The following is a 24,204-nucleotide window of genomic DNA, read 5'->3' as shown; positions in this document are numbered from 1 at the left end:
GAGGCCGGTGGGTCACCCGTGTTTCACGTGAAACCAGTCACTCTGAGTGTCCGGTCACACCGATCAGGTCAGTGCGGTCCGGGCAAGCGCAGGTAGCGCGGCGGTACGGCCTGGGTGAGCCACACCCCGTTGGCGCTGACGTGGAAGATGTGGCCGTCGGCGTGCATGGCCGCGGCGTCCACTTCGAGCACGACCGGCTGCCCCCGGCGGGATCCGACCCGGGTCGCCGTCTCCCGGTCGGGTGAGAGGTGCACGGCATGCCGGTTCATCGGACGGAGTCCCTCGGCCCGGATCGCATCCAGACTGCGGGCGACAGTGCCGTGATAGAGGTGCGCGGGCGGGGTGGCCGGCGCGAGCCCGAGATCGACTTCCACGCTGTGGCCCTGGCTGGCGCGGATGCGGGTGCCCTCGACGGCGAAGCGCCGCTTGTCGTTGGTGGCGACGACATGGTCCAGTTCGTCGCGGGTGAACCGGAAACCGTGGGCGGCGGCCGCGGCGATCAAGGTGTCGATCTCCACCCAGCCGGCCTCGTCGAGGCTGAGCCCGATGCGTTCCGGCTGGTGGCGCAGATGCTTCGACAGGTACTTCGACACCTTCACGGTGCGTCTTTCGTCCATCCCACCAGAGTGCGGGAGAGACGTGAATCACGCGATCGAGTTTCGGCACCAAGGTTTGATCCACAGCCAAGTATGGTTATCCACAGGGGAATCGGCGGTTCTGTGGACAACTGGCCCCCACCGCAGGGAGTTTGGGGCTCTCAGGCTCAGGCCGTCGATCTCAGGGGCCTCGGCCTCATACCGGCGGCTTCAGTCGCGCGAGGCCCAGCAGTGCCCCCGGCGCCCACCGTGACAGCCATCGCGCACCCCACGCCTCCGGCGTCACCGGCATCACCGCCTCATTGCGCGTGACCGCCCGCAGGATGGCACGGGCGACCTTCTCCGGCGGATAGTTCCGCAGGCCGTACAGGCGGGCGGCGCGCTTCCGCAGCCGCTTCTCCTCCAGGGCGTCGACCCCGGCGAAGTGCGCCGTCGACGTGATGGCCGTGTTCACGATGCCGGGGCAGACCGCCGTCACGCCGATCCCCCGCCCGGCCAGCTCCGCCCGCAGGCACTCGCTGAGCATCAGCACGGCCGCCTTGGAGGTGCTGTACGCGGGCAGCGCCCGGGACGGCTGGTACGCCGCGGCCGAGGCCACGTTGACGATGTGGCCGCCCTGCCCGCGCTCGGCCATCCGACGGCCGAAGAGCCGGCACCCGTGGATGACACCCCACAGATTGACGTCGAGGACCTTCTTCCAGTCCTCCGCAGTGGTGTCGAAGAAGGAACCGGACAGTCCGATCCCGGCGTTGTTCACGAGGACGTCCGGCACCCCGTACTCGGTGGTGACCCGGTCGGCGAACTTCTCCATGGCCTGCTCGTCGGAGACGTCGACCGTTTCGGCCCAGGCCCCGGGGGCGCCCAGCAGACGGCAGGACTCGGCGGTACGACCCGCCGCCTCCGCGTTCCGGTCGGCGGCCACGACGCGCGCGCCGGCCTCGGCGAACGCGAGCGCGGTCGCCCGCCCGATACCGCTGCCCGCCCCGGTGACCAGCACGAGCTGCCCGCCGAACCGCTGGGCGTGCTCGCCGGTGGCCGCCACCGGGTGCCTCCCGCTCTCGACGGACGTCACGAACTCCTCGATCCAGGCGGCCAGTCGGTCGGGGCTGGTCCGCGGGATCCAGTGCCCCGCCCGGATCGTCCTGCGGGTCACCTGCGGAACCCACTGCTCCAGCTCGTCGTGGAGCCGCTCCGAGAGGAACCGGTCCTGCAGAGGCGTGATGATCTGCACGGGCGCGTGGGCATGCGCGTCCGGGCGGGGCGTCCGCAGCCGGGGCCGGACGTTGTCCCGGTACAGCCAGGTCCCGTGGGCCGCGTCCGACGACAGGGAGGCGGTGGGGTAGTCGCCCCGGGGCACCTTCTCGGCGCGCTCCAGCATCCGCGGCCAGCGCTTGCCGAGCGGGCCGCGCCAGGCCATCTCGGGCAGCAGGGGCGTGTGCAGCAGGTAGACGTACCAGGACCGGGCGCCCTGCCCGAGCAACTGGCCGATCCGGCGCGGGGTGGGCCGCTTCAGGCGCCGGTCGATCCAGTGGCCGAAGTGGTCGAGGGACGGCCCGGACATCGAGGTGAACGAGGCGATGCGGCCCCTGGTGCGCTGCACGGTGGTGAACTCCCAGGCCTGCACCGAGCCCCAGTCGTGTCCGACCAGGTGCACCGGCCGGCCCGGGCTCACCGCGTCCGCGACGGCCAGGAAGTCGTCCGTCAGCTTCTCCAGCGTGAACCCGCCCCGCAGCGGCCGCGGCGCCGTCGACCGGCCGTGGCCGCGGACGTCGTACGCCACCACGTGGAAGCGTCCGGCGAGCCGCCCGGCGACCTCGGACCACACCTCCTTGCTGTCGGGGTAGCCGTGCACCAGGACCACCGTCGGCCGCCCCGGATCACCCATCTCGGCCACGCACAAGTCGACTTCGCCGGTCCGTACCCTGCGCTCCCGCGCGCCCGTCCGCAACGTCATCCGGTGAATCTGGCAGTTGTTAGAGAGTTCGTCAATAGAGGGTTCGAGGCCGTGGTAACCCTGAAGAACCAGCTCCCCTAGGGGCCCGTAATACTCAGGGTTGACCCGAAGACAGCTCTGCGGAGTGATGCCCGCCACGCGCGCGGCACCTACCTTCGGAGGGTGACTGTGATCGCGACCGAAAGCCTGAGCAAGCGGTTCCCCCGGGTGACCGCGCTTGACCGGCTCTCCGTGGACGTCGGGCCCGGTGTGACCGGACTCGTCGGAGCCAACGGAGCCGGCAAGTCCACACTGATCAAGATCCTGCTGGGTCTGTCCCCCGCCACCGAGGGCCGCGCCGAAGTGCTCGGTCTCGACGTCGCCACCAAGGGCGCCGCCATCCGCGAGCGGGTCGGCTACATGCCCGAGCACGACTGCCTGCCGCCGGACGTCTCGGCCACCGAGTTCGTCGTCCACATGGCGCGCATGTCCGGCCTGCCGCCCACCGCCGCGCGCGAGCGCACGGCCGACACCCTGCGCCACGTCGGCCTGTACGAGGAGCGCTACCGTCCCATCGGCGGCTACTCCACGGGCATGAAACAGCGCGTCAAGCTCGCCCAGGCCCTCGTCCACGACCCGCAGCTGGTCTTCCTGGACGAGCCGACCAACGGCCTCGACCCCGTCGGCCGCGACGAGATGCTCGGCCTGATCCGCCGGATCCACACCGACTTCGGCATCTCTGTCCTGGTCACCTCCCACCTGCTGGGCGAGCTGGAGCGCACCTGCGACCACGTCGTCGTCGTGGACGGCGGCAAGCTCCTGCGCTCCAGCTCCACCACCGACTTCACGCAGACCACCACGACCCTCGCGATCGAGGTCACCGACACCGACGAGCACCCGGACGGCACCCGGGCGGTCCGCGAGGCGCTGCACGCGCGCGGCGTGAGCGTCGAGGACGGCAGCGGCCTGCCGGGCGCCGGCCACGTCCTGCTGCTCACGGCGCAGGGCGAGGAGACGTACGACCTGGTCCGCGACGTGATCGCGGACCTCGGTCTCGGCCTGGTGCGCATGGAGCAGCGCCGGCACCATATCTCCGAGGTCTTCACCAGCAGCGACGAGCGCGAGCAGCGGAAGGAGGCGGTCGGCCATGGCGGTTGAGCACTCCACGGGGAACCCCGCCCCGGCACCGGGTGACCAGACCCGCATCCACAACATCGGCTACCGCAACTACGACGGCCCGCGCCTCGGCCGCGCCTACGCCCGCCGCTCCCTGTACTCGCAGTCCCTGCGCGGCTCCTACGGCCTCGGCCGCTCGGTCAAGTCCAAGGTGCTGCCGATGCTGCTGTTCGTGGTGATGTGCGTGCCCGCGGCCATCGTCGTCGCCGTGGCGGTCGCCACCAAGGCCAACGCCCTCCCGCTGGACTACACGCGCAACGCCATCGTCATGCAGGCGGTCATCAGCCTGTACGTCGCCTCGCAGGCACCCCAGTCCGTCTCGCGGGACCTGCGCTTCAAGACCGTGCCGCTGTACTTCTCGCGGCCCATCGAGACCGCCGACTACGTCCGCGCCAAGTTCGCGGCACTGGCCTCGGCGCTGTTCATCCTCACCGCGGCACCCCTGCTCGTACTCTACGTGGGCGCGCTGCTGGCCAAGCTCGACTTCGCCGACCAGACCAAGGGATTCGCTCAGGGACTCGTCTCCGTGGCACTGCTCTCACTGCTGTTCGCCGGCATCGGCCTGGTCATCGCGTCCTTCACCCCGCGCCGCGGCTTCGGCATCGCGGCCGTGATCGCCGTGCTGACCATCACCTACGGCGCGGTCTCCACCCTCCAGGCCATCGCCGACGCCCAGGGCAGCGGCGACGCCGTGCCGTGGATCGGGCTGTTCTCGCCGATCACGCTCGTCGACGGCGTGCAGTCCGCGTTCCTGGGCGCGACGTCCGCCTCCCCCGGCGGGATCGCCCCGAGCACCGCCGAGGGCGTCGTCTACGTCGTCGTCGCCCTGGGCCTGATCGCGGCGAGCTACGGCCTCCTGATGCGCCGCTACAAGAAGGTGGGACTGTGACCACGCTCAACATCGACCACGTCTCCCGCTGGTTCGGCAACGTGGTCGCCGTCAACGACATCACCATGACCATCGGCCCCGGGGTCACCGGCCTGCTCGGCCCCAACGGCGCCGGGAAGTCCACCCTCATCAACATGATGGGCGGCTTCCTGGCCCCCTCCACCGGCACCGTCACCCTCGACGGCCAGGCCGTGTGGCGCAACGAGCAGATCTACCAGCACATCGGCGTCGTGCCCGAGCGCGAGGCGATGTACGACTTCCTCACCGGCAAGGAGTTCGTCCTGGCCAACGCCGAGCTGCACGGCCTCGGCGCCAAGGCGGCCCAGAAGGCGCTCGCCACCGTGGAGATGGAGTACGCCCAGGACCGCAAGATCCAGACGTACTCCAAGGGCATGCGCCAGCGCGTGAAGATGGCCTCCGCCCTGGTCCACGACCCCTCGCTGCTCCTGCTGGACGAGCCGTTCAACGGCATGGACCCGCGCCAGCGCATGCAGCTGATGGACCTGTTGCGCCGCATGGGCGACGAGGGCCGCACGGTGCTGTTCTCGTCCCACATCCTCGAAGAGGTCGAGCAGCTCGCCTGGCACATCGAGGTCGTCGTCGCCGGCCGGCACGCCGCCAGCGGCGACTTCCGCAAGATCCGCCGCCTGATGACCGACCGGCCGCACCGCTACCTGGTGCGCTCCAGCGACGACCGCGCCCTCGCGGCCGCGCTCATCGCCGACCCGTCGACCGCCGGCATCGAGGTCGACCTCGCCGAGGGCGCGCTGCGCATCCAGGCCGTCGACTTCGGCCGCTTCACGGCCCTGCTCCCGCGGGTGGCCAGGGACCACGGCATCCGGCTGCTCACGGTCTCGCCGTCCGACGAGTCCCTCGAGTCCGTCTTCTCGTACCTCGTCGCGGCGTAGGAGGCCCTGATGTACGACCCCACAGTCGCCCGGCTCACCTACCGGGCCCTGCTCGGCCGCCGCCGGGCCCTCATCCTCGGTGCCCTGCCGATGCTGCTGATCGTGATCGCCGTGGCGGTGCGCGCCCTGGCAGGCGCGGACGACCAGACGGCGTCCGACCTGCTGGGCGGCCTCGCACTCGCCACGATGGTGCCGATCATCGGCGTCATCGCCGGGACCGGCGCGATCGGCCCGGAGATCGACGACGGCTCGGTGGTGTACCTGCTGTCCAAGCCGATCAAGCGACCGACGATCATCTTCACCAAGCTGATCGTCGCGATCGCCGTGACGATGGTGTTCTCGGCCGTGCCGACGCTCATCGCCGGCTTCATCCTGAACGGCAACGGCCAGCAGGTCGCCGTCGCCTACACGGTGGCCGCGCTGGTCGCGTCCATCGCCTACGCGGCCCTGTTCCTGCTGCTGGGCACGGTCTCCCGGCACGCGGTGGTGTTCGGCCTCGTCTACGCGCTGGTCTGGGAGGCCCTGTTCGGCTCCCTGGTGCCGGGCGCGCGCACCCTGAGCGTCCAGCAGTGGTCGCTCGCGGTGGCCCAGAAGGTGTCCGGCGGCGACCTGGTCTCCTCGGACGTGGGCCTGACCACGGCGACGGTGCTGCTCGTCGCCGTCACGGTGCTGGCCACCTGGTACGCCGGGCAGAAACTGCGCTCCCTGACGCTCGCGGGCGAGGAGTGACGTGCCCCCGCCCTGACGGTGGCTTCATCTCCGCCGGGGCACACTGGGCCGACGGGATGTAGGGGAAGCACAACGGGAGTTGGACGGCTGGGAGGACGGGAATGGCGAGCGAGAAGGACGACTTCGAGGACGTCGTACTGGATGAGGACTTCATACGCTCCGCCGAGACCTCCGAGCCGTCCGCCCGGGCCCGGATGCTCGCCGCCAAGTGGCGGCGCGAGCAACCGGAGCCGCAGCCCTGGCGCTCCGACGAGCCGCCCGCGGGCTGGTTCTTCAGCAAGTCCCGGCGGCGCAGACGGCGCAGGAAGTAACCGGAGCACCACCACGGATCGACCGCCGATTTAATCGGTGGCGGCCCCCTTCACCCGGCGGGCACAGTGGGTGTCGTCACGGCCGGGCGAGGAGCCCGGCGCCACGGTCTGGGAGAGGAGCGGGGCGATGTCCATGCACGGCAGTACGTCCAGCTCCCTTCAGGGCAGCCCGCGGCGGGATCCGGAGTAGTCGCTACCGCTCCGTTGAACCCGCCCCGCACGGGGAGCTGCCCGGGGCGGCCGCTTCGAGCACGCGAACCGCACATTCGCGTGAGGCCGCCCACCCGGAGGATTGGCCGAGTGGTAAGGCACTGGCTTGCTAAGCCATGGTCGGGTCGAAAGGCCCGCGCACGTTCGATCCGTGCATCCTCCGCCGCGCACACGCTACGAAGACTCAGCCCAGCAAACGCTCCAGCACCACCGCGATCCCGTCCTCGTCGTGGGAGGACGTCACCTCGTCGGCCACCGCCTTCAGTTCCTCGTGGGCGTCCGCCATGGCGACGCCGTAGGAGGCCCAGGCGAACATCGGTATGTCGTTGGGCATGTCGCCGAAGGCGATCGTGTCGGCCGCCTTCAGACCGAGCCGGCGGGCAGCCAGGGACAGCCCCGTCGCCTTGGACAGACCGAGGGGGAGCAGCTCGACGATGCCCGCGCCCGCCATCGTGACGGTGACGAAACCGCCGGCGGTGCGCGTGGCCGCCTCGCAGAGCTCGTCGTCGGACAGCGTCGGGTGCTGGATGTACAACTTGTTCAGAGGCGCGGCCCACAGGTCCGACGCGTCCGTGAAGGGTGTGGCGGGCAGGCTGCCCGTGACCGCGTAGCCCGGGCCCACCAGCACCTCGCCGTCGAGGCCGTCGCGGCTCGCCGCCAGGTGGAGCGGGCCGACCTCCGCCTCGATCTTGGCCAGCGCCACCCCGGCCAGCTGCCGGTCCAGCGTCACCGACGTCAGCAGGCGGTGCGTGCCGGCGTCGTAGACCTGGGCGCCCTGGCCGCAGACGGCCAGGCCCTGGTAGCCGAGGTCGTCGAGGATGTGCCGGGTCCACGGGACCGCGCGGCCGGTGACGACGATGTGCGCGGCGCCCGCCGCGGTGGCAGCGGCGAGCGCGTCACGGGTGCGCTGCGACACCGTGTCGTCGGAGCGCAGCAGTGTCCCGTCGAGATCGGTGGCGACGAGCCGGTACGGGAAGGCGTCCGGGGAAGCCGTGTCGCTCACTTCGCCACCGGCTCCAGGACCTCCCGGCCGCCCAGGTACGGACGGAGCACCTCGGGCACGCGCACCGAACCGTCGGCCTGCTGGTGGTTCTCCAGGATCGCCACGATCGTGCGCGGGACGGCGCAGAGCGTGCCGTTGAGCGTGGCCAGCGGGCGGACCTGCTTGCCCTCACGGACGCGGATCGACAGGCGGCGGGACTGGAACTCGGTGCAGTCCGAGGTCGAGGTCAGCTCGCGGTACTTGCCCTGGGTCGGGATCCACGCCTCGCAGTCGAACTTGCGGGAGGCCGACGAGCCGAGGTCCGCGCTCGCCACGTCGATCACGCGGAACGGCAGCTCCAGCGAAGTCAGCCACTGCTTCTCCCACTCCAGCAGGCGCTGGTGCTCGGCCTGCGAGTCCTCGGGAGCGACGTAGGAGAACATCTCGACCTTGTCGAACTGGTGCACGCGGAAGATGCCCCGGGTGTCCTTGCCGTGCGAGCCGGCCTCGCGGCGGAAGCAGGGCGAGAAGCCCGCGTAGCGCAGCGGGAGGCGGTCGGCGTCGAGGATCTCGTCCATGTGATACGCCGCGAGCGCCACCTCGGACGTGCCGACCAGGTAGAGGTCGTCGTCGGCGAGGTGGTAGACGTCCTGTGCGGCCTGGCCGAGGAAGCCGGTGCCCGCCATGGACTGGGGGCGGACCAGCGCCGGGGTCAGCATGGGGGTGAAGCCGGCCGCGGTGGCCTGCGCCATCGCCGCGTTCACCAGGGCGAGCTCCAGGAGCGCGCCCACGCCGGTCAGGAAGTAGAAGCGCGAGCCGGAGACCTTGGCGCCGCGCTCGACGTCGATGGCGCCGAGGAGCTGGCCGAGCGCCAGGTGGTCCTTGGGCTCGAAGCCCTCGGCGTCGAAGTCGCGGATCGTGCCGTGCGTCTCGAGGGTGACGAAGTCCTCCTCGCCGCCCACGGGCACGTCCGGGTGCACGAGGTTGCCGAGTCGCTGGAGGAGCTCCTGGGTCTCGGTGGCGGCCGCGTCGCGGTCCGCGTCGGCCGCCTTGACGTCGGCGGCGAGCTGGCCCGCCTTCTTCAGCAGCTCGGCCTTCTCGTCGCCGGCCGCCTTGGGGATGAGCTTGCCGAGCGCCTTCTGCTCGGCGCGGAGCTCGTCGAAGCGGACGCCGGACGACCTGCGCCGCTCGTCGGCAGACAGGAGGGAGTCGACGAGCGCGACGTCCTCTCCACGGGCGCGCTGCGACGCGCGCACACGGTCGGGGTCCTCACGGAGCAGGCGAAGGTCAATCACGCGCTCAAGGCTACCGGTGTGCGACGACCGCCCACGACTCACTATTCCGCTGGCGGCTTACGTACCGTTATGAGCGAAATGCGCGCAGTGTCAATAAAGAAGACGTCTTTCCCTGGAACGTGGCACTCGACGGGCGTCCGCTTGACTCTAGTCCCTTGGGCGGCAAGGGACTTGGGCCTCGGTTGTCCACAGCGATGCACATCCGGGTCAGAGTTATCCACAGGCTGTGTGGAAGATCTGTGGACTACGGAATTGATCACTCCGAATGGTCGGACCGTCCCAGGAATTCCCAAGACAAACCCCCTCTACTCTCACTTTCGAGTGGAAGTGGGTCACCTCTAAGGGTTACGCAAGGGGAAACGGTGGACGAAGGGTGACCTGCCCAGCGATGGGCGCATCAAGGGCTTGTAGGGCGATTTGTCGACTGACGCGCGGTTCGTTGTCGACTTGTCCCCAGGTCGAGAAGCGGACCTGTGGATAACTTCTGTGGATAACGACAATCAGCCGATGTGAGCAGCTCGGAGCGGGCGGGAAGCCGGACTAGAAACGCCCGTCCTGACACCGCGCGACCCAGTCCGCCGCCCCGGCGAACTCCTCGTCGGACGTCCCCAGCCGTGGCGGCTGCACCTCCCCCGGCCGCATGTCCGCGCGCGGGTAGGAGCCCAGGTAGCGCACCTGAAGGCAGATCCGCTTCAGACCCGCCAGGGCGTCGGCCACCCGGCGGTCGGAGATGTGGCCCTCGGCGTCGATGCAGAAGCAGTAGTTGCCGATGCCGGCGCCGGTGGGCCGGGACTGGAGCAGCATGAGGTTGATGCCGCGGGTGGCGAACTCGCCCAGCAGGTCGCGCAGGCCACCGGGGTGGTCGTCGCGCTGCCACAGCACGATCGAGGTCTTGTCCGCGCCCGTCGGCGCCGCGGGCCGGGCGGGCCGGCCCACCAGCACGAACCGCGTCTGGGCGTTCTCCGCGTCGTGGATCTGGGTCTCCAGGGCCTCCAGACCGTAGCGGGCGGCGGCGAACTCTCCCGCGAAGGCGGCGTCGTACTGCCCCTCCTGGACCAGTCGTGCGGCGTCCGCGTTCGAGGCGGCGGACTCCCAGTGCGCGTCGGGGAGGTTCTTCTTCAGCCAGTTGCGCACCTGCGGCTGCGCGGCTGGGTGGGCGGAGACGGTCTTGATGTCCGACAGCTTCGTGCCCGGGCGGACCAGCAGGGCGAAGGTGATGGACAGCAGCACCTCGCGGTAGATCATCAGCGGCGCGCCGGCGACCAGCTCGTCGAGGGTGGTGGTGATACCGCCCTCGACGGAGTTCTCGATCGGCACGAACGCGGCCTCGGCCTCGCCGGCGCGTACCGCGTCGAGCGCGGACTGGACGGACACGTACGGGATGAGCTCCCGGGTGGCGGCCTCGGGAAGCGTGCGCAGGGCGACTTCGGTGAAGGTGCCCTCAGGGCCGAGATACGCGTAGCTCGCTGGCATGACCTCACCCTAATGGGCCCGCGGAGGCCCTATCCCCCACAAGCACACACAAGGGTGAACCCTCACCCCTCGAGCAACTTCTGCCCCACGTACTCTCCCTCCGCGGCACCGCCCGGCACCGCGAACAGTCCGCTCGACTCGTGCCGGATGAACTGCGACAGGGCGTCGCCGCGGTCGAGCTTGCGCTGCACCGGCACGAAGCCGCGCAGGGGATCGGCCTGCCAGCAGATGAAGAGCAGACCCGCGTCGGGCACTCCGTCGGCGTCGATGCCGTCGTGGAAGGAGAAGGGGCGGCGGAGCATCGCCGCGCCGCCGTTCTGGTCGGGCCGGGTGATGCGGGCGTGGGCGTTGATCGGGACGACCAGGTTGCCCTTGGCGTCCGTCTTCTCCAGGTCCATCGCCGTCGTCTCGGTGCCGCCGGACAAGGCGGCCCCGTCGGACTTGCGGCGCCCGATCACGTCCTCCTGCGCCTTGACGGAGAGCTGCTCCCAGTCGTCGAGGAGCATGCGGATGCGGCGTACGACGGCGTAGGAGCCGTTCGCCATCCAGGCCGGTTGGCCGTTCTCCGGCTTCTCCGGCACGAAGACGCGCCGGTCGAAGTCGGGCTCGGACGGCTTGGGGTTGCGGGTGCCGTCGATCTGGCCCATCAGGTTGCGGGCCGTCATGGGGTGGGAGGTGGCGCCCGGTGAGCGGTTGAAGCCGTTCATCTGCCAGCGCACCCTGGCGGCCCGGCCCGCGTCCTTCTGGATCGCGCGCAGGGCGTGGAAGGCGACCAGCGCGTCGTTGGCGCCGATCTGCACCCACAGGTCGCCGTTGCTGCGGTTCTTGTCGAGGTGATCGGAGGAGAACTCGGGCAGCGGGTCCAGGGCGGCCGGACGCTGCTTCTCCAGGCCGGTCCTCGCGAAGAAGCTGTGGCCGAAGCCGAAGGTGATCGTCAGGGACGAGGGTCCGGCGTCGCGGGCGACGTCCGTGTCCCCGTGGGCGCTCGGCTCACCCGCCATCAGCCGCCGGGCCGTCTCCGACCAGCGGCGGAGCAGCGCGGCGGCCTCCTTGCGGCCAGCGCCCGCCGCGAGGTCGAAGGCGACGAGGTGGCCGCGTGCCTGGAGGCCGTCGGTGATGCCGGGCTGATGTTTCCCGTGAAACATCTTCCGGCCCGTGCCCAGGGAGGTGAGCGGAGCGGCCGCTTCGGAGGGGGCGGCGGCGTAACCCACGGCGGCGCCCGCCGTGCCGAGGACGAGTCCGGTGGCCCCGGCGGTACCGAGCAGCCGCCGCCGTGAGATGCCCTCGTGGGTGGCGGCCGCTTCGCTCTCCCCCGGGGATGCCTCGGGGGTACGGGCCTTCGGAAGGGACTGGTCGGGCATGGTCGTTCAGCCGATCTGCGCGTTCTTGGAGACGGTGACCTCGTCGATGTCGGAGGTCCGCACGGTCACGTCGACCTGCCAGTCGCCGGCCATGGGGATCTGCACTCCGTTCGCCGACCAGTGTCCGGTCGCGAGGTGGTCGGGGACGACGGGCAGAGGCCCGATGTCCTTGGCTTTCAGGGTGAACTCGACCTTGACCTCGGGGATGTCGAAGGCCCGGCCGTTGGGCCGCTCCACGTAGACGTGCATCTCGTTGTCGCCGACGCGTGCGGGGTCGATGTCGATCGTGACGATGCCCTTGCCGTCCTCGCCGCCGGTGTCGAACGGCATGTTCAGCGTCAGTGCCCCGGACGCGCCCGGGTCGGCGGAGGCGGACGCCGAGGACGAGGCGGCCGCCTTGGCCTCCTGCTCGGTGCGTCCCGGCTCGGTCTGCGTCAGCACGGTGGTGACGGCGAGCAGCACGACCGCGACGCCCGCCTCGGCCAGCACGGAGCGGCGCAGCCCGAAGCGGTTCGGATCGGCGTCCCGCATCCGCTTTCGCAGGGCGGCGTCACGGGCGGCCTGCTGCCGGGCGAGCTGAGCGGCGCGCTCGGTGTCTGCGGGCTCGGAGTCGGCGCGCTCGGTGTCTGCGGCCTCGGTGTCTGCGGGCCCGGTCTCGGGCTGCTCGCCGGGGCCGGGGCCGAGGCCGGAGCCGGACTCGTCGTCACCCTCGCTCCGGCCGGGGGCCACCCGGTGGCCTACGACAGCGGCTTTCACGTCTTCGGTGCCGTCCCCCGTGCCCTCCGTGCCCTCCGTGCCCTCGCCCTCCGCGCCGTCCGCCCGCGCGCCGACCCGCTCCTTCTCCCGTTGCGCGGACACGGCCACCGGCGTCGTCTGCGCCAGCCGCCCCGTCCACCGGCGCGAGATCCACGCGACGCCGACCAGGACGACCACGAGGGCGATCTTGGCGAGGAGAAGCCGGCCGTAACGGGTGTCGGTGAAGGCCGACCAGGAGCCGAGCTGGCGCCAGGACTGGTACGTCCCGGTCGCGATCAGGGCGAGGACGCTGCCGAAGGCGACCTGGGAGAAGCGGTGTACGGCCGGTGCGTCGACGGGCGTCTCGGCGGGCGCGCGGTACAGGGCGACCAGCAGCGCGCCGAGTCCGCCCAGCCAGGCGGCGACGGCCAGCAGATGGAGCACGTCGACCGGCATGGCGATGCCCGCCTGCAGGCCGACGGAGGCGTGCTCGGACATGGCCCAGCTCGCCGCGAGCCCGGCCGCCACGACGACGCCGCCGATCGCGAGCCCGAAGGTCAGGTCCCGCTTCTCCTGGGCGTCTTCCCGCTTGTCGTACGCGCCGAAGAGCACGGCGATGAACAGGGCCGCCGCGGCGAGCAGCAGCAGCCGGGAGACCAGGGCCGCGCCGGTCTTGGTCTGCAGCACCTGACCGAGCAGGGACAGGTCGAAGACGTCGGCGATCTTCCCGGAGCCCGTGAAAGAGCCGCGCAGCAGCAGCAGCGCGAGGGTTGCCGCGGTGAGCGCGACCCAACCGGAGACGACGTACCGCTGCACCGGCCGCACCCCCGAACCGCGCCGCCAGCAGGCGAGCACGAAGGCGGCGCCGCCGGCCATCACGATGAAGCCGGCGTAGGACACGTACCGCCCGAAGCCGTAGAGCCAGCCCACGACGCCGTCGTCCGTCGACTGCCCGGAGACCGATACGGAGGTCTTGGAGGGGGCGCCGATGGAGAAGGTCCAGGCGCCGGCGACGGGATGGCTGTCCGCCGAGACGACCTGGTAGGCCACGGTGTACGTGCCGTCGGGCAGACCCGAGTGCAGCGGCACGGCATACGTCGTGCCGCTGACGTTGGCCGGCTTGGCCGTGTCGACGCGCTTGCCCTCGGGGTCGAGCACGCGCAGTGAGTCGCCGGACAGCGCGACCTGCTCGGAGAAGGTGAGCGAGATCCGGGCCGGGGCCTTGTCGACCACCGCCCCCTGCGCGGGGTCGCTGCCGGTCACCGCGGCGTGCGCGGAGGCCGGGCCGGCTCCGGCGAGCAGGGCGCAGGCCGCGGCCAGGAGCAGCAGCACCAGTGTCCGGACGCGGGGGGCGATGGTCTGCGTCACAGGGGTCCCTCCCTCAGTGTCCGGTCTTCGGGGTGTAGGTCGGCGCCTTCACCGGCATCTCGACCTGCACCGGGTCGGAGTGCGCGAAGTGCAGCTCGACGGAGACCGTCTGGCCTTCCTTCGGCTTGCTCTTCAGCTGCTCGAACATCAGGTGGTCACCGCCGCTCCTCAGTTCCAGCCGGCCGCCCGCGGGGATCTTGAGGCTCTTGACCTCCTGCATGGCCCCGTCGACGGTCTCGTGGACGGTGACCTGCCCGGCGACGTCGCTGGTGACCGAGGTGAGCTCGTCGGCGGCGCCGCCCTTGTTGGTGACGGTGAGGAAGCCGGCCGCCATGTCGTCGGACACCGGCTGCGGCATGTAGGCGGAGCCGGCGGAGAGGTCCGGCTTGCCCGAGCCGCTTCCGCCGCCGGAGTCCGAGCCGCCGCAGCCCGCCAGGGCGAGTGCTCCGGCTATGACCAGGGCCGCCGGGCCGAGCCGTCGCCTCACGGGTTCTCCCCCTTGACGATCTTGGGGAGGTCCTTGGTGTAGTCGTCGACGTTGGCGTCCTCGCCGTAGAGCACATAGCCGCCGTCGGTCTTCGGGGAGAACGCGATGACCTGGGTGCCGTGCTCGGAGATGAGCTTGCCGTTCTTGTCCTTGCGTGTCGGCTCGATGGAGATGCCGAGGGTGCGGGCGCCGGCCTGAATGGTCGGGAAGTCGCCGGTCAGGCCGATGAACCGGCTGTCGATGCCCTTGAGCCACTTGCCGAGCTCGGCGGAGGTGTCGCGCTTTGGATCCGTCGTGACGAAGACGACCCGGAGTTCGTCCTGCTCGGCCTTGGGCAACTGCTTCACGGCGACGGCGATGTTGCTCATCGTCAGTGGGCAGACGTCGGGGCAGTGGGTGTAGCCGAAGTAGATCAGCGTGGGCTTGCCCGCGGTCTCCTTGCGGAGGTCGTACTTCTTGCCCTGCGTGTCGGTGAGAACCAGGTCCGGCTTCTCGAACGGCTTGTCGAGGACGGTGGCGGCCCTGTCGGAGCCGGCCTCCTCGGACACCACGGAGACGGGCTTGTCGCTGTCGTCGCCGCTGCCGCAGGCGGTCAGGGTCAGGGAGGCGGCGGCGAGCAGCGCGGCCGCGGCGAAGGTCTTGGTGCGCATAGAAAAATGTCCCAGATGTCGGTGACCCGGCGCGCACCGGGGGCGCCCCCGCCCGGAAGCGGGGGACCGGCGCGCGCCGTCAACGGAAGCAGGCTCAGGCGTCGGACCGCCGGCGCCCGGCGAGCACGCCGTAGGCGACGCCCGCCGCGCCGACCACGATGCCGACGATGCCCAGGACGCGAGCGGTGGTGTCGGTGCCGGCGGAGGAGTCGGCGGCGGTGGTGTCTGCGGAGGTCTTCTCGGCCGGCTCGGAGCCGGAGTCGTCGTCGGCGGCCGCGCCGTGGTGGCCGTCCTCGGAGGCCGCGGAAAGCTCCAGCACGGGGGCCGGGTTGTCGGGCTCCTCCTTGCCCTTCTGCGGCACCTCGATCCAGCGGACGACCTCCTTGTTGGAGTACGTCTGCAGGGCCTTGAAGGCCAGCTGGTCGGTGTCCTCGGGCAGCTGGCCGACGGAGAGCGGGAACTTCTCGAAGTAGCCGGCCTCGATCCCCTTGCCCTCGGCGGTCCAGGTGACCTTGGTGACGGCCTCGGTGATCTTCTCGCCGTGCATCTCCAGCGGCTTGTCCAGCTTGGACTTGGTGACGTCGATCTTCCAGCCCGGCATGGGCTCCGGCATGACGGAGGCCAGCGGGTGGTCGGTCGGGAAGTTGACCTCGAGCTTGGTGGTCGAGGCGTCGTCGCGCTCGTTGGGGACCTTGAAGTCGATGACCGCGTAGCCGCCCTTGGCGGCCGTGCCCTCGGGCTGCACGGTGACGTGCGCGAAGGCGGGGGCGGACAGGGCGAGAACGGTGATACCGGCGGCGGCACCGGCCGCGACGATACGGGAAGCCTTCATGGAAGGGGCACTCCGCTGTGAGTCGGTCTGGATGTGGAAGGAGGGAGGCGCGCACACGCGCGTACCGCACGACGGCGGCCCCTCCTCCGCGGAAGCGGAGTGGTGGTGGTCGCGTCGCGTCAGGCGGCGAGGGCGAGTGCGGCTGCGGAAGCCGTGGCCGTCGGCGGGCCGCGCCGGATCACCGTGTGCTGGAGCGCCGCCGTGCGCGGCATCGGGTGCGCGGACCGCGGGGTGTGTGCGGGGCGCGGGCCGACGTCCGGGGCTCCCGGAAGCCCGGCGCGCAGGGCGCGGACCAGGGCGAGAGCGGCCCGCAGGGAGCGCATCAGCGCCCCCTCGGCGACTCCCTGTGCCGAGAGCTCGGTGAGCCGCAGCAGAGCCAGGTCGCCGTGGCGCAGCAGCCAGCCGGCGGCGAGCGCCGCGAGGAGGTGGCCGAGCAGCATCGGCAGGGACGGCCACAGCGACGCCGACGACCCGGACACGGCGTCCGCGGCCGGATGCGTGTGCGCCCCCGTGGGCGGCTGGATCCGGGCGTCGGTGAGGATTCTGTGGGCCTGCGCCGGGCTGATCGCCGCCGCCGTCGTGCCACATACGAACCGCGCGGCCTGCTGGACCAGAGCGGCGTCACTCCCGCCCGCCGGTGCCGAGGACGTGACGGCGCCCGTACCGTGCTGGCCGAGGCCGAACAGCGTGTGCAGCACCGTCTGGCCGACCGCGAGCAGAGCCGTGATCCCCGCCAGCGAGCGCACCCGCCCGGCGAGCGGAGCCGCCACGGCGGTTACTCCGAGGAATCCGGCACCCAGCGTCCACATCGGGATGCCGTCGCAGGAGGCGAGCGCGTGACCTGCCCCGGCCAGCACGACGCAGACCGCGGCGAACACCGCGGCCCGCAGGATCCGGAGCGTGTGTCCGGAGCGCGCCGCGCGCGCGTGGGGGGCAGTCATGGCGGGCTCATCATCGCACTGGCTTCGCAGGCCTCGTGCGGCAGGTCCACAAGATGCCCTACGGCCGGAACATCACGCTCTGGCCCCGCGCGCCCCCGGATGCGCCGATATCTTCCCCCCATATACACCGATCAGGACCAGCGCGCATCCGCCGTATGGGCGGCGTCACGTCAACTTCGCGCTTACGCAGGGGGACTCGGGGCAATACGTAACGGTATGTCGAGCCGCAGCCAGGAGGCTGGAGCATGAGCATCTGGTGGTCACTCCATCTGCGGCGCGAAGCTGCGAGCGTGCCGCTCGCCCGCCGCCTCCTGATCGGCACGATGGAGACCGCGGGCGTCGACCCGGACATCTCCTACGACCTCTCCGTCGCCCTCAGCGAGGCGTGCGCGAACGCCGTGGAGCACGGTGGGGACACGGGGCGCGGCCCCGGTTCGGAGGCGTACCGGGTCACCGCGTACCTCGACGGCGAGAGGTGCCGGATCGAGGTCGCCGACGCGGGCCCGGGCTTCCCCGCGGCCTCCGCCGGCCCGTCCCGCCCGCCGATCCGCCCCGCTCATTCCGACGCGGAGAACGGCAGGGGGCTGTGTCTCATCGAGGAGCTCGCCGACCACGTCCAGATCGGCAACAAGCCGGGCCGGGGCGGGGCCGTGGTGAGCTTCGACAAGGTCCTGAAGTGGCGCTCCGGCGCTCCGCTGATGGCGGTCTGACCTGCGCAGGGCGGTGTTTCACGTGAAACAGTGCGTTTCACGTGAAACACCGCTCGTGCTCCGCAGCCCTACAGTGCCTGCCAGTCCAGCGTCGTACGCGCCAGCCCCGCCACGTCCGTCAGCAGCGCCAGCCGTGCCGCCCGGATCGCAGGGTCGGGGTCCATGACCAGCACCTCCTCGAAGAAGGTCCCGATCGCCTCGACCAGAGGGGCGGAGACCTCGATCAACGCGCCGAGATCGTCCTCCCGCCCCTGCAGCGCCTGACGCACGGCCTGCGTGCTCTCGGCGAGCGCCAGTTCGGCGGGAGCGGTCAGCAGGGACCCGTCGGCAGCCTCGACACCACCCTCGGGCAGGATGCGCACCACCCGCTGGAAAGCGGCGGCGAGCGCCTCGAACGCCTCGGTGTTGACATGCCGCTCCAGCGTGGTGAGCGTGCGATCGCCGTGGGCGGGCCGGTCGGCCCACACCAGGACGGCCTGGACGAGCCGGTGCTCGTGCCCGGCGTCCGTGAGCTGCTGCTCGTAGCGCCGGGTGATGAGCTCGGCGGCTTCGGCGACCCGTTCGGCGGGCACCTCGACGCCCTGCGCGGCATACCGTACGGCCGCCGCGCGCAGGCCCTCGCTGACCCGCACCCCGGCGACGGCGGGCACGCTCCGCAACACGTTGAGCAACCCGATCGCGGCCCGGCGCACCCCATAGGGGTCGGAGCTCCCGGTCGGCGCGGCGCCGATCAGGAACATGCCCGTCACCAGGTCGAACCGGTCGGCGAGGGACAGCACGGCCCCCGCGTCCCCGGCCGGCAGGGCGCCACCGGCCGAACGGGGCAGCTCCATCTCGGCCAGCGCACGGGCGACCTCGGCGGACTCCCCGGCCCGGCGGGCGTACTCCTCGGCCATGACCCCGGCCAGGCCGGAGAACTCGATCACCATCTGCGAGGCCAGGTCGAACTTGGCCAGCGCGCCGGCCCTCCGCACGACCTCCAGCGACTCCTCCGGGAGCCCGGCCCGTCCGGCCAGGTCCTGGGCGAGGGAGGCGAGCCGGACCGCGCGGTCGGCGACCGTCCCGAGCCGGTCCTCGAAGGTCAGCTTGTCCAGCCGGCGCCGAAACTCCTCCGGCGCCACCTTCAGGTCCGCCCGCCAGAAGAACGCGGCGTCCTCGTAACGGGCCCGCAGCACCGCCTCGTTGCCCGCCCGCACCACGTCGTCGTCGCACAGGGCGTTGGCGAAGGTCACGAAGTGCGGCATGAGCCGGTCGCCGTCCAGCACCGGCAGATAGCGCTGGTGCTTGCGCATCACGGTGGTCAGGACACTCGCGGGCAGTTCGAGGTAGCGCTCGTCGAACGAGCCCCGCACGGCGTACGGGAACTCCAGGATGTCGGTGATCTCGTCGATCAGCCCGGCCTGGTCCTCCACGTCGATGCGCCCGCCCACCTCGGCCGCCGCCTCCAGGGCGCCCCGCACGACCGCGCCGCGCCGGGCCTCACGGTCGAGCAGGATGCCGTGCATGTGCAGGAAGTGCGGGTAGCCCTCGGCGGAGGTCACCCGGACCTCCGGGTAGGGAGCCTGCCGCTGCACCCGCGTGGTGTCGCCGGACGACAGGGAGGACACCACCACGGGCAGCGGGGTGCGCCCCAGCAGCGCGAGCAGCCAGCGCACCGGACGCGAGAACGACAGCCCCGGGTCGCTCCAGCGCATGTTGCGCCCGGCCCGCAGCCCGGAGACGACCTCGGCCAGCAGCTCGCTGAGCACCTCGACGGCCGGACGTCCCTCTTCGTGGCGGGTGACCGCCACGTACTCGACCCCGTTGGCCTCCACGACCCGCACGTCGGCCGGTTCGGCACCCTGGCTGCGGGCGAAGCCCAGCAGCGCGGGCGTGGGAGCGCCTTCCTTGTAGGCGGCGGCGACCTTGGGCCCGCGCACGGTCCGCATGGTGTCGCGCTCGCGCGGCTGCACGCCGTCGACCGTGATCACGATCCGGCGCGGTGTGGCCATCACGTTGATCGCGCCGTGCCCCAGCCGGGTCGCGGCGAGCTTGGCGGTGACCGACTCGCGCACCGCCTCGGTGGTGGCGGGGACGTCGGCGTACGGCAGCTCCTCCACGCCGATCTCGAACAGCAGTGTCTCGACGCCCGGCACCTTGGGCAGCATGGCCCGCTCGGCCGGGGCCGGCGCCGCCGCGCGCCCGAGCGGATGCTCCAGCGCGGCCCGCCGCCGCTCCCACAGCTTGGCCGTCTCGTGCGTCAGCCCGCGCATCAGCGAGAACGCCTTGGCCCGCTCGGTGGTGCTGATCGCCCCGCGCGCGTCGAGCACGTTGAAGGTGTGGCTGCACTTCAGTACGTACGTGTACGCCGGTACGGGCAGCTCCAGGTCCAGCAGGCGCCGGGCCTCGGCCGCGTACGACTCGAACAGCCGGTGGTTGGTGTCGATGTCGGCGTCGTCGAGGTAGTAGCGGCTCATCTCGTATTCGCTCTGCCCGAACACCTCGCCGTAGGTGATCCCCGGCGCATAGGCGATGTCCTTGAAGTGGGACACGCCCTGAAGGTTCATCAGGATGCGTTCGAGCCCGTACGTGATCTCCACCGACACCGGGTCCAGGGCGACGCCGCCGACCTGCTGGAAGTAGGTGAACTGGGTGATCTCCATGCCGTCCAGCCAGACCTCCCAGCCCAGCCCCCAGGCACCGAGCGCGGGAGAGGCCCAGTTGTCCTCGACGAACCGCACGTCGTGCGCGTTGAGATCGACACCCAGGGCGCGCAGACTGCCCAGGTACAGCTCCTGCGGGTTGCCCGGATCGGGCTTGAGGATCACCTGGAACTGGGTGTGGGTCTGCAGGCGGTTGGGGTTCTCGCCGTAACGCGAGTCGTCCGGCCGCACGCTCGGCTCCACGTAGGCGACGCTCCACGGCTCGGGACCCAGCACCCGCAGGGCCGTGGCCGGGTTGGCCGTACCGGCTCCGACCTCGGTGTTCAGCGGCTGCGTGATCATGCAGCCGTTGTCGCTCCAGTACTTCTGCAGGGTGAGGATGGCGTCCTGCATGGTCAGCGCCGTCGATACGTTCGTCATGGTGATCGCGCCTGTTCCCCGAGTCGGACCGGCAAGGTCGGCCATGATCTCATACGTCAACTTGCGCTGACCTGCTGTTTCTTGCCGACCGGGCGCGGACCTCAGGGGAGCGCCGCAAAAGGGCGCCCTACGGCTCCGCCGCGGGGGTGCGGCCGGCTCCCGCACCCCCGCATCCGGAACTCAGCCCTTGACGGACGCCATCCAGGCCTCGACCTCATCCGACCGGCGAGGCAGCGCCGCACTCAGGTTCCGGTTGCCGTCCTCCGTCACGAGGATGTCGTCCTCGATCCGTACCCCGATGCCCCGGTACTCCTCCGGCACGGTCAGGTCATCGGCCTGGAAGTACAGCCCGGGCTCCACGGTCAGGCACATCCCCGGCTCGAGGACACCGTCGACGTACGCCTCGACCCGCGCGGCAGCGCAGTCGTGCACGTCCATGCCGAGCATGTGCCCGGTGCCGTGCAGCGTCCAGCGCCGCTGCAGACCCAGCTCCAGCACCCGCTCCACGGGCCCCTCGACGAGCCCCCACTCGACGAGTCGCTCGGCCAGCACCCGCTGGGCGGCGTCGTGGAAGTCGCGGTACTTCGCGCCCGGCCTCACCGCCGCGATCCCGGCTTCCTGGGCCTCGTACACGGCGTCGTAGATCTTGCGCTGGATGTCGTCGAAGCGGCCGTTGATCGGCAGCGTCCGCGTGACATCCGCTGTGTAGTACGTGTGCGTCTCCACACCCGCGTCGAGCAGCAGCAGCTCGCCCGAGCGCACGGCTCCGTCGTTGCGCACCCAGTGCAGCGTGCAGGCGTGCGGCCCGGCCGCGGCGATCGTGCCGTAGCCGACGTCGTTGCCCTCGACGCGGGCGCGGAGGAAGAAGGTGCCCTCGATGTACCGCTCGGAGGTCGCCTCGGCCTTGTCGAGGACCTTCACCACGTCCTCGAAGCCGCGCACGGTCGAGTCGACCGCCTTCTGCAGCTCGCCGATCTCGAACTCGTCCTTGACCAGGCGCGCCTCGGAGAGGAAGACCCGCAGCTCCTCGTCCCGCTCGGCGGTGACCTTGTCGGTCAGGGCCGCCTCGATGCCGGCGTCGTACCCGCGCACGACCCGCACCGGTCCGGTGGCCTCGCGCAGGGCGCCGGCCAGCTCGCGGACGTCGGAGGCGGGGATGCCGTACAGCTTCCCGGCCTCGGTGAGGGAGTGCCGGCGGCCGACCCACAGCTCGCCCTGGCCGTCCAGCCAGAACTCGCCGTTCTCGCGGTCGGAGCGCGGCAGGAGGTAGATCGTCGCCTCGTGGCCCTCGGCCGTGGGCTCAAGGACCAGGACGCCGTCCTCGGTCTGGTTGCCGGTGAGGTAGGCGTACTCGACGGAGGCGCGGAAGGCGTACTCGGTGTCGTTCGAGCGGGTCTTCAGGTTGCCCGCGGGGATCACCAGACGCTCGCCCGGGAAGCGCGCGGACAGCGCGGCCCGGCGGGCGGCGGTCTCGGCGGCCTGGGGGATGGGCTCGAGGTCGCGCAGCTCGGTGTCCGCCCAGCCGCTCTTCATGTTCTCGGCCAGCTCGTCGGACACGCCCGGGTACAGTCCGTTCTTCCGCTGCTTGATCGGCTCTTCGCTCTCGTCCGGGGTCGCCGGTGTGAGCTCCTCGGCCACGGTCATCCTCCTCGATAACGGCACTGGACCACCGTCCACTGTACGGCGGTGGGGAAGGGGCCCAGGGCGGTGACGAGGAGCGTTACCCGAACCGGACCGCCAGCAGCACGACGTCCTCCGCACCGTCGGCCGCGTCCAGCCCGTCCGGCAGCACGCTTCGCAGAACGTGGTCGGCGATGGCACCGGGCTCGCCGCGCAGGGCCCGGGGCACCGACGCCGCCGCCGCGTGCAGCCGGGCGAAAGCGCGGTCGGTGGCCTCGCCGGTGCGGTGCAGCAGCCCGTCGGTGTAGAGCAGAACCGTCTCTCCAGGCTCGGCGAGGATCTCCACGCTGGGCGCCTCCCAGCAGGCGAGCATGCCCAGCGGGGCGGAGACGGACGTCTCGGCGAACTCGGTACGGCGCTGTCCGATCAGCAGCGGCGGGCTGTGCCCGGCACCGGCCAGCGTGATCTTGCGCGCGGCCGGCTCGCAGTAGCCGAACAGTGCGGTGGCCGACCGGGCCGGTTCGGTCAGCCGCAGCAACAGCTCCAGATCGGACAGGACGGCGACCGGATCCTCCCCCTCCATCACGGCGTACGCGCGCAGCGACGCTCGCAGCCGCCCCATCGCGGCGACCGCGCTGGGACCCGAGCCCGTGACGGATCCGACGGCCAGACCGAGGGCGGAGTCGGGCAGCGGCAGCGCGTCGTACCAGTCGCCTCCGCCGCGCGGGCCGGTGCGGTGCCGAGCCGCGAGCTGGACGCCGGGAACCCGGGGCAGCCGCGCGGGCAGCAGCTCCTCCGACATCGTGGCCATGGACGTGCGGGTGCGTTCCAGTTCGAGGAGGCGGGCCAGGTGCTCGGCGGCGTACCGCGCGTAGAGCCCCGCGAGATGGCGCTGCCGCTCGCCCGGTTCGGCGGGCTCGTCGTAGAGCCAGACGGCGGCGCCGAGGCGGACGGCGGTGCCGGGGGTCAGGGGGAGCGCGTAGCTGGCGGCGTAGCCGAGGCGGGCCGCGACCTCGCGGTGGCGGGGGTCGAGCCCCTCCTGGGCGAAGAGGTCGGGCTCGGCGATGCCGTCCTCGTCGCCGGGCAGCCCGTCGAGGATCCGGCCGTAGGACAGGGCGCTGCGCGGCACGGTCTCGATGTGGCCGAGATCGGCGCGGGCGAGGCCCAGGCCGGTGGTGGTGTCGGGGCCGAGTCCGTCCCCGGGTTCCAGGACGACGAGGCCGCGCCGGGCACCCACCAGGGCGGCGCCGGCCCGCAGCACCTCCTGGAGCGCCTCGTCGAGCGTGGTGGTGCGGGCCAGGCGTTCGGTGAGCTCGTGCAGGGTGGTGAGGTCGGAGACCCAGCCGGCGAGTCGGTCCTGGAGCACGGCACCGGCAGGGGCGGGGGGGTTCGCGGGTACGGCCGGGGGCGAGCCCGCCGCCACGGGCGCGACAGTGTGTGCGGGCGCCGGAACCGTTGAATCGATTCCGGCCACTTTCGGAGGGTGCGGAGCGTTCATGGCGTCCGGCCTTCCCACCGGCACGTACTGCTCAAAAGCATCGCAAACCCCCATGTCATTCTGCGTCGCTAGCAGTGTCTCCACATGTACACGCACTCGTGAGGAGATGTCCAGCATTGTCCTGCTGGGATTCCTGGTGTCCGTGTGATGCGAGGGGACAACTTCCCTTCCTCTTGCGGAAATGCAAATTTGGCTTAAAACTGCCTCAGGGGACGGCTTATTGCGGTCGACTGGGGCTGCTCGACGGAGCGTCACAACGGTCGTGATGGGTACGTACTCGGTGAAGGCCAGGGGTGGTTGGGAACCACCCGGAACCTGGTGACGGAACCGGGCGTCCTATCCACCGACGACCGTGCCCCATCCTCCCGTGGCGGAGGCGGAGAGAAATACGCGCGACGGCAAACGCCATACTTCGCCACCCCCTACGCCAGCCCGTGC

Annotated in this window: 20 protein-coding genes and 1 tRNA gene; 7 read left to right on the top strand and 14 right to left on the bottom strand. The window is 71.3% G+C overall.

Features of this window, described 5'->3' with window-relative positions; all coding sequences use genetic code 11:
• Positions 1–68: 68 nt before the first annotated feature.
• On the bottom strand, positions 69–617 hold the full coding sequence (locus tag ADK65_RS12765) for an RNA 2'-phosphotransferase (protein ID WP_053670098.1): 549 nt from the start codon (positions 615–617) through the stop codon (positions 69–71).
• A 175-nt stretch (positions 618–792) separates the two neighbouring features.
• Positions 793–2,550: an SDR family oxidoreductase gene (locus ADK65_RS12760; protein WP_053670097.1), complete on the bottom strand. Its 1,758-nt coding sequence runs from the start codon at positions 2,548–2,550 to the stop codon at positions 793–795.
• Between the two features lie 168 nt (positions 2,551–2,718).
• On the opposite strand from ADK65_RS12760, the gene ADK65_RS12755 reads away from it, so the two are divergent.
• The 6 genes from ADK65_RS12755 to ADK65_RS12730 all read left to right on the top strand — a co-directional run bounded on the left by ADK65_RS12755 (position 2,719) and on the right by ADK65_RS12730 (position 6,915).
• A complete protein-coding gene (locus ADK65_RS12755; protein WP_053670096.1) occupies positions 2,719–3,687 on the top strand; it encodes an ABC transporter ATP-binding protein in 969 nt (322 codons plus the stop codon).
• Positions 3,677–4,594, top strand: coding sequence for a hypothetical protein (locus ADK65_RS12750; protein WP_053670095.1), 918 nt, complete (start codon positions 3,677–3,679; stop codon positions 4,592–4,594). Before ADK65_RS12755 ends, ADK65_RS12750 begins: the two co-directional genes overlap by 11 nt.
• Positions 4,591–5,502, top strand: coding sequence for an ABC transporter ATP-binding protein (locus tag ADK65_RS12745; protein ID WP_053670094.1), 912 nt, complete (start codon positions 4,591–4,593; stop codon positions 5,500–5,502). Before ADK65_RS12750 ends, ADK65_RS12745 begins: the two co-directional genes overlap by 4 nt.
• A 9-nt stretch (positions 5,503–5,511) precedes the next feature.
• Positions 5,512–6,231 (top strand): ABC transporter permease, encoded by a 720-nt coding sequence (locus ADK65_RS12740; protein ID WP_053670093.1) that lies wholly within the window; start codon positions 5,512–5,514, stop codon positions 6,229–6,231.
• Between the two features lie 101 nt (positions 6,232–6,332).
• Positions 6,333–6,542, top strand: a complete 210-nt coding sequence (locus tag ADK65_RS12735; RefSeq protein WP_053670092.1) for a hypothetical protein — start codon at positions 6,333–6,335, stop codon at positions 6,540–6,542.
• 286 nt (positions 6,543–6,828) lie between these two features.
• Positions 6,829–6,915 (top strand) — tRNA-Ser (locus ADK65_RS12730).
• 21 nt (positions 6,916–6,936) lie between these two features.
• On the opposite strand, the gene ADK65_RS12725 is transcribed toward ADK65_RS12730, so the two are convergent.
• The 9 genes from ADK65_RS12725 to ADK65_RS12685 form a co-directional block, all read right to left on the bottom strand.
• Positions 6,937–7,755, bottom strand: a complete 819-nt coding sequence (locus tag ADK65_RS12725) for an HAD family hydrolase (RefSeq protein WP_053670091.1) — start codon at positions 7,753–7,755, stop codon at positions 6,937–6,939.
• Positions 7,752–9,029, bottom strand: a complete 1,278-nt coding sequence (serS, locus tag ADK65_RS12720; RefSeq protein ID WP_053670090.1) for a serine--tRNA ligase — start codon at positions 9,027–9,029, stop codon at positions 7,752–7,754. The genes ADK65_RS12725 and serS overlap by 4 nt, the downstream gene beginning before the upstream one ends.
• A gap of 540 nt (positions 9,030–9,569) precedes the next feature.
• Positions 9,570–10,502: a prephenate dehydratase gene (gene pheA / locus ADK65_RS12715; RefSeq protein WP_053670089.1), complete on the bottom strand. Its 933-nt coding sequence runs from the start codon at positions 10,500–10,502 to the stop codon at positions 9,570–9,572.
• Positions 10,503–10,564: 62 nt separating this feature from the next.
• On the bottom strand, positions 10,565–11,863 hold the full coding sequence (gene efeB / locus ADK65_RS12710) for an iron uptake transporter deferrochelatase/peroxidase subunit (RefSeq protein WP_053670088.1): 1,299 nt from the start codon (positions 11,861–11,863) through the stop codon (positions 10,565–10,567).
• Positions 11,864–11,869: 6 nt separating this feature from the next.
• Positions 11,870–13,966 carry a copper resistance CopC/CopD family protein gene (locus tag ADK65_RS12705; protein WP_053670087.1) on the bottom strand — a complete coding sequence of 699 codons (2,097 nt, stop codon included), beginning with the start codon at positions 13,964–13,966 and terminating at the stop codon, positions 11,870–11,872.
• Positions 13,967–13,979: 13 nt separating this feature from the next.
• Complete coding sequence (locus ADK65_RS12700) at positions 13,980–14,453, bottom strand: copper chaperone PCu(A)C (protein ID WP_053670086.1); 474 nt, start codon at positions 14,451–14,453, stop codon at positions 13,980–13,982.
• Complete coding sequence (locus ADK65_RS12695; protein ID WP_053670085.1) at positions 14,450–15,103, bottom strand: SCO family protein; 654 nt, start codon at positions 15,101–15,103, stop codon at positions 14,450–14,452. Before ADK65_RS12695 ends, ADK65_RS12700 begins: the two co-directional genes overlap by 4 nt.
• Positions 15,104–15,197: 94 nt before the next feature.
• A complete protein-coding gene (locus ADK65_RS12690) occupies positions 15,198–15,935 on the bottom strand; it encodes a YcnI family protein (protein ID WP_053670084.1) in 738 nt (245 codons plus the stop codon).
• Between the two features lie 119 nt (positions 15,936–16,054).
• Entirely contained in the window at positions 16,055–16,876 is an 822-nt protein-coding gene (locus tag ADK65_RS12685) for a hypothetical protein (protein ID WP_053670083.1), read from the bottom strand.
• A gap of 245 nt (positions 16,877–17,121) precedes the next feature.
• On the opposite strand from ADK65_RS12685, the gene ADK65_RS12680 reads away from it, so the two are divergent.
• Positions 17,122–17,586 (top strand): ATP-binding protein, encoded by a 465-nt coding sequence (locus ADK65_RS12680; RefSeq protein WP_053670082.1) that lies wholly within the window; start codon positions 17,122–17,124, stop codon positions 17,584–17,586.
• Positions 17,587–17,654: 68 nt separating this feature from the next.
• On the opposite strand, the gene ADK65_RS12675 is transcribed toward ADK65_RS12680, so the two are convergent.
• The 3 genes from ADK65_RS12675 to ADK65_RS12665 form a co-directional block, all read right to left on the bottom strand.
• Positions 17,655–20,648 carry a glycine--tRNA ligase gene (locus ADK65_RS12675; protein WP_053670081.1) on the bottom strand — a complete coding sequence of 998 codons (2,994 nt, stop codon included), beginning with the start codon at positions 20,646–20,648 and terminating at the stop codon, positions 17,655–17,657.
• A 180-nt stretch (positions 20,649–20,828) separates the two neighbouring features.
• Positions 20,829–22,292, bottom strand: coding sequence for an aminopeptidase P family protein (locus ADK65_RS12670; protein ID WP_053670080.1), 1,464 nt, complete (start codon positions 22,290–22,292; stop codon positions 20,829–20,831).
• 76 nt (positions 22,293–22,368) lie between these two features.
• Positions 22,369–23,883 carry a PP2C family protein-serine/threonine phosphatase gene (locus ADK65_RS12665; protein ID WP_078955938.1) on the bottom strand — a complete coding sequence of 505 codons (1,515 nt, stop codon included), beginning with the start codon at positions 23,881–23,883 and terminating at the stop codon, positions 22,369–22,371.
• Positions 23,884–24,204: the final 321 nt, after the last annotated feature.

It is taken from the genome of Streptomyces sp. NRRL B-1140 (assembly GCF_001280065.1).
GTDB lineage: Bacteria > Actinomycetota > Actinomycetes > Streptomycetales > Streptomycetaceae > Streptomyces.
Note: the sequence above shows the minus strand (reverse complement) of the source record. Positions and strands in the feature narration are given on the sequence as shown.